The organism is Paenibacillus sp. CCS19, assembly GCF_033239625.1.
GTDB lineage: Bacteria > Bacillota > Bacilli > Paenibacillales > Paenibacillaceae > Paenibacillus_T.
The window spans coordinates 118044-128156 of the sequence record NZ_BTCK01000015.1; the positions used below are offsets into that span (position 1 = coordinate 118044).

The following is a 10113-nucleotide window of genomic DNA, read 5'->3' on the forward strand; positions in this document are numbered from 1 at the left end:
CTCTGCAGTCTCTCAGACGACGTAGCGTCCCGCTTCCTTCACCTTCGCGGCAATGGAGCGCTTGACGGCAATCGTATCGACGAGCGGGGCGCGCATCAGCTTCTTCAGTACGGACAGCTGTACTTGCAGCGCATCCCCTTGTTCCAGCGCGGCAAGCGTCTTCTTCGCCAGCGTCTCGATTGAATCCAGCGTATTCTGCGCAAAGACGGACGTCATCTGGATGGCGTTCTCCGCACGCGCCGCGCCGCTCGCTGCAATCAGCTTGCGAACGCGCAGCAGCGCGCTCTCGAGCGCATAGATGCCGATCATCATATCGGCAAGCGAGACAAGCACCTCCTGCTCCTGTTCAAGCCGAAGGCCGAGCTTCTGGACGGCAGCGCCGCCAACTGCAAGGAACGTCTTCTTCGCCTGCCCGAGGCGATACGACTCCAGGCTGAGCGTGTCTTCGAACGAAGGAAGCGGCATCGGCTGCAGCAGCTCCTCTTGGAGCGCGCGCGCCTTGCGCAGGAGCGGCAGCTCGCCCTTCAACGCTTTCTTCATCAAGGTGCCGGGAATGAGCATCCGATTGATCTCGTTCGTGCCTTCGAAAATGCGATTGATGCGCGAATCGCGGTAAATCCGTTCGATTTTGTACTCTTGGATATAGCCGTAGCCGCCGTGAATCTGCACGCCTTCATCGGCAATAAGGTCCAGCGCCTCCGTCGCGAATACCTTCACGATCGAACACTCCAGCGCATACTCGGCAATGGCCTTCGCCGCCTGCGCGCCAGCGTCCGGCGCGTTCGGGTCAGCCGTCGCGAGCCGTTCGTCGATCAATCCAGCCGTTCGGTACACGATGCTCTCCGTGACGAAAGCGGCAATGTTCATGTCCGCCAGCTTCTCGCCTATGAGCGGGAACGAAGCGATCGGACGCCCGAATTGCTTGCGGCCTGCCGCATAGTTCGCGGCGAGCGCAATCGCCTCCTTGGCCGTGCCGACGCAGCCTGCGCCTAATTTGAACCGGCCAATGTTGAGGATATTGAACGCAATCAGATGGCCTTTGCCGATCTCGCCCAGCACGTTGCCAATCGGAACCGGCGCATCCTCGAAGAACAGCGGACAGGTCGAGGAGCCTTTGATGCCCATCTTCTTCTCCTCGGGTCCGATCGTGAATCCCGGCGTTCCCCGCTCCACGATGAAGGCCGTGAAGTGATCGCCGTCGACCTTCGCATAGACGATGAAGATGTCCGCGAACGCAGCGTTCGTAATGTACAGCTTGGAACCGTTAAGCAAATAGTGCGTACCGTCCGGCGTCAACCTAGCCGTCGTTCGCGCGCCGAGCGCATCGGAACCGGAGCCCGGCTCTGTCAGGCAGTAGGACGCGATTCTCGTACCCGCCGCAAGATCAGGCAAGTACGCAGCCTTCTGCTCCGGCGTGCCGAAGAACACGATCGGCAGCGTTCCGATGCCGACATGCGCGCCGACGGACAACGCGAACGAGGAGGCTTCCGCCATCGTCTCCGAGAGCAGCGTCGTGCTTACTTTGTCGAGACCAAGTCCTCCGTACGCCTCCGGCACATCTGCGCCCAACAACCCTAGTTCGCCAGCCTTGCGCATCAACTCGACAGTGAGCTTATAATCCAGCTTCTCGAGCTGCTCATCTCTTGGCTTTACTTCTCCCTGCACGAATGCCCTTGCCGCATCCGCCATCATCCGCTGCTCTTCAGTCAAATCTTCTGGGGTTACGACCGCTGCCGGATCCGTATCGTCTACGACAAAACGGCCGCCGCTTGGCGCTTTGTCTGCTGACATAAGCCGCTCCACTCCTCTCGTTATTGGTTGCTCGTTACAGACGGGTACTCCGCCTCGAACACCCCTGCCGCGCCCATTCCGCCGCCGATACACATCGAAACAACACCATATCGAGCGCCGCGGCGCTTCAGCTCATGCAGCAGCGATACCGTCAGCTTTGCGCCTGTACAGCCAAGCGGATGACCAAGCGCAATCGCACCGCCGTTCACGTTGACTGTATGTTCAGGGATTCCGAGATCTCGAATAATCGGGACGCACTGCGCAGCGAACGCCTCATTCAGCTCGAACAGATCAACCTGCTGCTGCTGGATGCCTGCGCGTCGGAGCGCCTTCGGGATGGCCTCTATCGGCCCGATGCCCATAATTTCTGGCGCCACGCCTGCCACTGCATAGGAACGGTAAGACGCGATCGGCTGAATGCCTAATTCCTCCGCCCTGCCTCTGCTCATGACGACAACAGCTGCCGCACCATCGCTCATCTGAGAGGCATTGCCTGCCGTTACGGTTCCATCGCGAGCGAAGGAGGGCTTCAGGAAAGCCAGCCGCTCGGCAGTCGTATCTGGTCTAACCCCTTCGTCAGTATCGAAAATGAATCGTTTCTCGCGCGGCCTACCGGATGCATCGACGCTGCCGATGACCGCTTCGATCGGCACGATCTCATCCCGAAACCGTCCAGCTTGGATCGCCGCAGCCGCCTTCGCATGGCTCGCCGCTGCGAACTGATCCTGCGCCTGACGGCTCACATCGTACCGCCTTGCAACCTCCTCTGCGGTATGCCCCATGCCCATGTAGGCTTCAGGCATCGTGTCGACGATGGACGGATGCGGCGACAACCGGAAGCCGGTCATCGGCACATGGCTCATGCTCTCGACGCCGCCGGCAATAATGACATCGGCATCGCCCAGCTGAATCCGCTCGGCTGCGAATGCGATCGCCTGCAAGCCGGAGGCGCAGAACCGATTCACGGTCAGCGCAGGCACCGTATTCGGAAATCCCGCATACAGCGACATGATGCGGGCGAAGTTCAATCCCTGCTCTCCTTCCGGCATTGCGCAGCCGATGATGACATCCTCCACATCCGCGGCCGTCAGCCCAGGTACGCGCTCGATGGCTGCTCGCAGCACCGCTCGGCCCAAATCTTCGGCGCGCGTCTGTGCCAGCGCTCCTCTCTTCGCTTTGCCGACCGCGGTACGGACGGCCGACACAATGACGGGTTCGCGTTCCCGATCGATTGGCATGCGCTCATCTCCTTACGCGATGAATTATCACTCATAGAGGTAGTTCAAAAAGTCCGCTTAACTTTTTGAACTCGTACTCATTGGGATAGTCAACTAGTCAATTCCGAAGCGGCTTGCCGGTTTCGAGCATGTAACGCATCCGCTGCTGTGTCAGCGGCTCGCCGAGCAGTGCCAGAAACGCCTCGCATTCAAGATCGAGCAAATACTGCTCGCTTACTTCTGCACCAGGCGCCGCATCACCGCCGGCGATGACATGAGCGAGCTTCGAGGCGATTCGCGCATCGTGTGCGCTAATATAGCCGCCGCGCTTCATCGAATCGACGGCGAGCAGCAGGATTGCTTTGCCCTCTCGGCCAGCGATGGGGATGCGGGCGTTCGGATCAGGTGCGGTGTAGCCCGCTTGATCAAGTGCAAGCACCGCTCGTTTGGCCTCGGCGATACGTGCGTCCTGCCGGGCGATAACGGTATCCTGTGGCCGCTTGAAGCCGAGCGAAGCTGCTTCATAGCCGCTTGTCGTTGTCTTCGCCATCGCAATCGTCTCGAACAGCGGCACCAACTGCTCGTGGAGTGAGCCAGCGTGCCTCGTTGTTGCACGGGAGGCGGCCATGATCGCAGCTTCCTTGCATCCGCCACCGGCCGGGATTAGACCAACACCAGTTTCAACGAGTCCGTAATACGTCTCCGGCGAGAATATAATCTGGTCCGCAGGCAGGCACGCCTCAACGCCTCCGCCGAGTGTCATTCGATGCGGCGCTGCAACGACAGGCCGGTCGAGTCTCTTCAGCCGGAGCATGCTGTCCTGGAACGTTCGGATGATTTCCTCAACCTCATCCCATTCGCCGCTCTGCGCTTCCATGAGCAGCAGCATCAGGTTCGCGCCGACGCAGAAGTTCCGCCCCTCGTTCGCGAGAACTAGACCACGCCAATTGCGGCCAACCTCCTCTGCCGACCGTCTGATCGCACTCAAAATATCTGCGCCGATCGCATTGTTCTGCGAGTGGAACTCCAAGCATGCGACATCATCCCCCAAGTCGATGAGGCTGGCGCCTGTGTTGCTGAACACCGTGCGCCCTGATGATTTGAGCGCGGCGAGCGAGATGGAATCCGGCGGCTCTTGAAGCTCCCGGTATCGACCGTCTGAGACATATAGACGGGTTAAGCCCTCCTGCTGATAGAAGGTCCGATTGCCCGCAGCCAGCCAGTCTGCTACCCATGCAGGGATCTCGTCGCCTTCGGCTTTCATGCGGTTGACGGTTCGTTCAACGCCGAGCGAATCCCAGAGCGCGAATGGACCAAGCTCCCAGTTGAAGCCCCACTCCATCGCGCGGTCAATATCGACGATATTGTCGGCGATGACGCCGACTTGACGAGCTGCGTACAGCAGCGTCCTCTTCAGCGAGTGCCACGCGAACAACGCGTACCGAACATCCTTCGGCAGGGCGGCTGGTGATGGCGGAGCGCTGGCTGCTGCGTTAGGTGAAGCGGCCTTTGAAGAGGCGTTGGTTGAAGCTGCGTCGGCTGGAGCTGGGATCGGTTCTGCGATTCCCGTAATGGATGCGGTCTCGCCGTTAGATTGCGGTTGTTGTTGCTGAGTGCCAGCATTAGGTGCGGCAGGTGTCTGCGACTCAGGTGACAGTGAAGCGGCATGTGCCGCGGGATTCAAAGGGCTGATCGGGATGATTGGCGCTTTCCATACCCCAGCGAGCAGCGCTTGCGCCTTGGCTCCCGCTCCCTTGGCCGCTTTGGAAGCGTCGATAATCGGCGACGATACTTTGGCGGCCGGCGCATATTCATGCGTTTGGAGCGAGAGGGCCTCAATCTCGCGGCGGCCGGAGGCGGAACGCTGCTTGCGGTAGAAGCCTCCGCCGCTTTTTTCACCGAGACGACCTTCTGCAACCAATCGTTCCAACACTGGCGGCCGCCTGAACACACTCGCATCTTCAGGGTCGCTGCTGCGCTCCCGCACATTGTCGACGACATGCAGCAGCGTATCGAGTCCAACGAGATCGAGCATGCGGAAGGTCGCCGTCTTAGGCCGGCCAATCGCTGGCCCCGTCAGCGCGTCAACCTCTTCCACGGTAAGGCCGAACCGCTCCTGTTCCTCAAGCGTGACCATCATGCCATACGTGCCGATTCGGTTCGCAATGAAGTTCGGCGTATCCTTCGCCACGACAACCCCTTTGCCCAGCTGGCGCTCGCACACCTCGGTCAGCCGGAGCAGCGCGGAGGCGTCCGTGTCTGGCGTCGGGACGATTTCAACCAGCTTCATGTACCGTGGCGGATTGAAGAAATGCGTCGCCATAAAATGCTGCCGGAAGTCGCTGCTTCTTCCATCTGTCAGTTCGGTCACCGACAGGCCCGACGTATTCGTGCTGACCAGCGAGCCAAGGGCGCGGTTCCGTTCGATAATGTCGAGCACATTGCGCTTAATGTCCTGTCGCTCGGTGACGGCTTCGACGATCCATTCCGCATCGGCAAGAACAGCCGCATCATCCTCCAGGCAGGCGGGACTGATGCGGTTCGCGAAGGCCGCATCGTAGAGCGCGGCCGGCTTGGATGTCTTGAGCTTGGCGATAGCGGTATTCGCCAGCCGCCGCCGCACCTCGGGACGCTCGAGCGTCAGTCCCGCCTTCTCCTCCTCTGGCGTCAATGCACGCGGCGCAATGTCGAGCAGCGTGACACGCATCCCCGCATTCGCGAGATGGCCTGCAATCGCCGCCCCCATCACGCCGGAGCCGATTACCGCCGCACGGCGAATCGGTCGATCGGAATGTCTCACGTTGGCCCCTCCTTTTTCTACCCTCCTGTGTCCTCCCTGTTAGGGAGGATTGCAGGGGCTTTGCCCCTGCGACCCCGTTAAGGTGGTAGGGGCTCTGCCCCTTGTAACCCCGATTTGGGATAGGGGTTGCCCCCCTTACAACCCGACCAGGGGATAGGGGCTCTGCCCCTTGTAACCCCAATAGTCAAACATCTAAATCAACTTCCACTTCCTCTACCCACCCAAACCCTCCCTGCAAGGGAGGGCCCCAAAGGTCCTGTGACCTCTGGACTCCTCACAAGGACGCAACTTTGACTACTTGGGAACGTATGCCCGCTCTTGCCGCGCCCGCGCGGCAAAGCTCTTTGATCAATGTGCCTAATAATGTTTCAGCGTTCGCATACTTTGTTCTTTCGTGTTCACCTGTCTCCGCCCATTGATGGTACTCGACAACCTTCTTGGGGCTTCGCCCCTTTGAAACCTATTGATTTATGCCTCTGAATGTGTGCCCGCTCTTGCCGCGCCCGCGCGGCAAAGCTCTGTGATCAATGTGCCTAGTAACGTTTCAACCGTCGCATACTTTGTTCTTTCGTGTCCGCCTGTCTCCGCCCATTGATGGTACTCGACAGGCAGCCCTCTTGGGGCTTCGCCCCTTTGGACTCCAGTGATTCATACCAACATAGGATTCCTAGGGCTTTGCCCTTGGGACCTCTTTCATTCCTCTACCCACCCGAACCCTCCCTGCAAGGGAGGGCCCCAAAGGTCGTAAGCGTGTGCTCCCGATGTGGTTTCCTCGCGGAAACCTTTACCTCTGGACTCCTCACAAGGACGCGCCTTTGACTACTTGGGAACGCATGCCCGCTCTTGCCGCGCCTGCGCGGGCAAAGCTCTGTGATCAATGTGCCTAGTAACGTTTCAGCGTCGCATACTTTGTTCTTTCGTATCCGCCTGTCTCCGCCCCTTGATGGTACTCGACAGCAGCCCTCTTGGGCTTGAGCTGATCCTATTAAAGCCGTAACGAACCTCAGCGTCGCTAAACGCCCCTGTAAAGCTCGATTTGTGCTGCAAGGAACTCATTTGGCGCTATTTGGTTGGAATTAGGACTTCTTGCGAGAAGATTAATAAAATAAGAGCATCTGAGGTCGTTAGATTTTGCGGGAGCGAAGTTGCTGCAAATAGCGTTACCTCGGTTCGTTAGAAAGGAGGGTGATACGCAATCCCCTGCGGGGTACCTAGCGGGACCTCGCCCTTTGTCACTTACCGCAGACGGATTCGGCGAGGAGTTCGGCGACGTCGCGGGCAGAGACGGTGTCGCGTTCGAGCTGGCGGAGGCCGTCCTCCATCATGGTGAGGCAATACGGGCAGCCGGAGCCGATGATTTCGGGTTCGGTAGCGAGCGCTTGGGTTACGCGGGCGACGTTGACGCGGACGCCGGCTTTTTCCTCCATCCACATCATGCCGCCGCCAGCACCGCAGCACATCGCGTTGCGCCCGGAGCGCTCCATCTCGACGATCGATACACCAGGGACGGCCCGCAGAATGCGCCGTGGTGCCGCATACGAACCGTTATACCGGCCCATATAGCAGGAATCGTGGTAGACGACGCGCGCCTCGACCGTTTTGACCGGACGCAGCCGCCCCTCATCCAGCAGCTGCGTCAGCAGCTCCGTATGATGGATGACCTCCACATCTGCCGGCAAGCCAAAATCAATGTACTCGTTGCGCATCGCATGAAACGTGTGCGGGCACGCGGTGACAATCTGGCGGATGCTGTAGCGCTCGATCGTTTCAATGTTGTCTGCGCACAGTTCTTGAAACAACAGCTCATTGCCGAGCCTGCGCGGCGTATCGCCGGAGTTGCGTTCCTCCGCGCCGAGCGTCGCGAAGCGAACGCCTGCCGCGTCGAGCAGCTGCACGAGCGCGAACAACACCTTGCGGCTCCGCACATCATAAGCCCCCATCGAGCCTGCCCAGATGACCCAGTCGGGCCGCTCTCCCCGCTTCTCATATTCGCGTACCGTTTCGACCGTTATGCCGGTCTGCTCTTTGCACGCATCCATCCATGCGGCACGGTCTGCACGCGGCAGTCCCCATGGGTTGCCTTGACGCTCGATATTTTGCATCGCGCGCTGCCCTTCGGCAGGCAGGCGGCCTTCCATCAGGACGAGATGACGGCGCATGTCGATGATTTTGTCCACGTGCTCATTGCCGACCGGACACTGGTCCTCGCAGTTGCGGCATGTCGTGCACGACCACAGCTCCGACTCCGTCATGACATCGCCGATCATCGAGATATCTTCGATCGAGGTTCCGGCGGATTTTTGCCAAGACTCAGCTTGTGCTTCCATCGTTGGAGCGATCGACGTATCCGCTGCATCTCGACTGTCGTTCCAGACGGGCAGCGCCGCGCCCATCACATGAACCTGCTTCGCCTCTGCCGAATGACCTGCCGCCCATGCCCATGCAGGAACGTACGGCTGACGCTTGGTAACTGAAGCTCCTTTCTCCGTCAAATGGTCGCGCAGCTTCACGATCAAATGCATAGGCGACAGCAGCTTGCCGGTGTTGGAAGCCGGGCAAACATTCGTGCACCGTCCGCACTCGACACACGCATACAGATCGAGCAGCTGCTTCTTACGAAACTGTTCGATTTGGCCGACGCCGAATGACTCGGCATTTTCGTCCTCGAGATTGATCGGTTGAAGCGACCTCCGAGTTACGCCCCGTCCGAGCCACAAATTGATCGGAGCCGTCATCAGGTGAAAATGCTTCGACTGCGGCACGTACACCAAGAAAGCGAGCAGTACGAGCAAATGCAGCCACCAAGCCGTTTCATAGCCGTATGACGCGGATTGCTCGGTGAACCCGATCGTCTGGAGCAGGTCGGCAAGCGCCGATGAGATCGGTGCGTATTCGGCGCTGTGCGCCATATCGGGTGAGGCGATTCGTCCAAAGCCTAACGTCAGCAGCACCGTTATACATATGCCGCCGATGAACAGAGATACGACGGCTGGCTTCAACCCTCTCCGCAACCGCTCAAGCCGTTCCCCGTACCTGCGAAACACACCATACAGAACAGCAACCAGCACAATCGCCACCGTTGCTTCCTGCGAGACAGCGAACGCATTCCAACGCGCATACGGCAGCAGATGATCAGTCAGACCCTCCCAAATAATGGCCAAGGCGCCGAATTGCAGCACGATAAATCCGTAAAACAAGAGCAAATGCATAACCCCGCTTCGAACATCCCGCAGCAGCTTGCGGTGACCGAACACCTGGACTGCAACATCCGCCGTTTGCAGGGCTGCTGACCTGCTGCTGCCACCCTCACGCGGCGGAGGCCGGAACGTATCCTGACCGAGCCGCATGTAAGAGATTCGGTTCATCACCGCCAACCCGAACCATCCGATCGCCATTCCTAACACGAAGCCGAACAACAGCCACCTAATCAACTCGATTACAAAATGGTCCGTCAACGCAGCACCGCCCCCCTCAAGCGCTCGATTGCTAGGACAAGTCGTGAAGCGCTTTCATGTCTGCGCGTTGTTCCAGTATATGAGTACCGCCCAGTGAACATGCATCTGCGTATCCCTCTTCCGGCGCCTGCAAGCCTTGTCTGACGCGAGCCTTGCAGCCCGCTAGTCTATTCAATGGTACGAAGTCATAATGTAGCACTGATGGCTTTCGATAGGCTGATCCGATCAGAAGGAGGCATCCTTATGAACATCGTCGTGCTCGTGAAGCAAACGTTCGATACCGAGGAGAAAATCGTCGTCCAAGGCGGCACTGTGTCGCAGGACGGCGTCAAGCTGATCGTCAATCCGTATGACGAATATGCGTTGGAAGAAGCGCTTCGGCTTAGGGAGAAACACGGGGGCACGATTACCGCGATCACGTGCGGCAGCGAGCAAAGCGCGGAAGCGCTCCGCACCGCGCTGGCGATGGGAGCCGATGAGGCGATTCGACTCGAGACCGAGCCAGGGGATGACAGCGCTTCGCTTGCTGCTGCGATCGCCGCAGTGGTGCGGCCGCTGAAGCCAGACCTGCTGCTGGCTGGTCTGTTCGCCGTGGATACCGGCTCTGGCAGCGTCGCACTGCAGGTCGCGGAGCGATTGGGACTGCCCCACGCCTCAGCGGTTGTAAAGCTGGAGATTAACGGCGGAACGCTCGTTGCCGACCGCGACGTCGAAGGCGACATCGCAACCGTTGAAGTACCGCTGCCCGCTCTCGTCACTGCGCAGCAGGGACTGAACGAGCCGCGATATCCGTCGCTGCCCGGCATTATGAAGGCGAAGCGCAAGCCGCTTCACGTCGTCAGCCGAAGCG

General features: G+C 59.4%; 5 protein-coding genes. 1 reads left to right on the forward strand and 4 read right to left on the reverse strand.

Translation table 11 applies throughout. The annotated features are described in order from the left end of the window. Positions 1-12: 12 nt before the first annotated feature. The 4 genes from SBI19_RS12860 to SBI19_RS12875 all read right to left on the reverse strand — a co-directional run bounded on the left by SBI19_RS12860 (position 13) and on the right by SBI19_RS12875 (position 9203). The gene (locus SBI19_RS12860) at positions 13-1791 is read right to left on the reverse strand and encodes an acyl-CoA dehydrogenase family protein (RefSeq protein ID WP_317968692.1); all 1779 of its coding nucleotides are present in this window, start codon (positions 1789-1791) and stop codon (positions 13-15) included. A 20-nt stretch (positions 1792-1811) separates the two neighbouring features. After that, on the reverse strand, positions 1812-3029 hold the full coding sequence (locus tag SBI19_RS12865; RefSeq protein WP_317968694.1) for an acetyl-CoA C-acyltransferase: 1218 nt from the start codon (positions 3027-3029) through the stop codon (positions 1812-1814). A 97-nt stretch (positions 3030-3126) separates the two neighbouring features. Continuing rightward, on the reverse strand, positions 3127-5808 hold the full coding sequence (locus SBI19_RS12870) for a 3-hydroxyacyl-CoA dehydrogenase/enoyl-CoA hydratase family protein (protein ID WP_317968696.1): 2682 nt from the start codon (positions 5806-5808) through the stop codon (positions 3127-3129). A gap of 1232 nt (positions 5809-7040) precedes the next feature. Beyond that, entirely contained in the window at positions 7041-9203 is a 2163-nt protein-coding gene (locus SBI19_RS12875) for a (Fe-S)-binding protein (RefSeq protein WP_317968714.1), read from the reverse strand. 303 nt (positions 9204-9506) lie between these two features. Between SBI19_RS12875 and SBI19_RS12880 the strand changes: the two genes are divergently transcribed. Next, on the forward strand, positions 9507-10113 hold a 607-nt coding region (locus SBI19_RS12880; RefSeq protein WP_317968698.1), incomplete at its 3' end, for an electron transfer flavoprotein subunit beta/FixA family protein.